The organism is Vibrio sp. 1078-1 (genome assembly GCF_033340475.1).
This window is the reverse complement of record NZ_JAWOWM010000497.1, coordinates 1-635: the sequence shown is the minus strand read 5'-3', so window position 1 is coordinate 635 and position 635 is coordinate 1. Positions and strand designations below refer to the sequence as shown.

Below are 635 nucleotides of genomic sequence, written 5' to 3'. Positions count from 1 at the left end.
GAGAGGTGCGTCTTTGGACTCTAGGAAAATACTTTGCTTCTTAGGGTCTAAGCCTGAAGACATCACGTAATTCATCGTAATAGCTGCGGCATCAACGTCATCCAGCGTTCTTGGCAGCTGCGCCGCATCTACCTCAACGAACTCCAGTTCTTTTTGATTGCTCTTAATATCGGTTAACGCGGCTTTATGGCCAACACCTGGTTTAAGCTCAATCAAGCCCGCATCAGCGAGTAGTAACAGCCCTCGGCCTCCATTAGTTGGGTCGTTTGGAATGGCAATTCTGGCACGGTTTGGTAACTCTTCTAACGAACGGTATTTATTGGAATAAATACCCATGCGCATCAAGATAGATTGGCCAATTGAAACGAGCTGAGAGTTATGACTGCTGTTGAAATTATCCAAAAAAGGTTGGTGTTGGTAGCTGTTAATATCGATGCTACCGTCACTCAGCGCGGCGTTAGGTGTCACGTAATCAGAGAACTCGATGACTTCAACATTTAGCCCTTGTTTTGCCGCTTCTTTCGCTACTGCTTCAACTACTTGTGCATGTGGCCCAACCGTAGCTCCGACTTTGATTACTGAATTATCTTTTTCTCCGCAGGCACTTAAGCTGAGCGCAGCAGCGAGAACCCAAG

Annotated in this window: 1 protein-coding gene; it reads right to left on the bottom strand. The window is 46.6% G+C overall.

The genetic code is table 11. The features are described from left to right. On the bottom strand, positions 1-635 hold a 635-nt coding region (locus R7190_RS28410), incomplete at both ends, for a MetQ/NlpA family ABC transporter substrate-binding protein (RefSeq protein WP_318137998.1).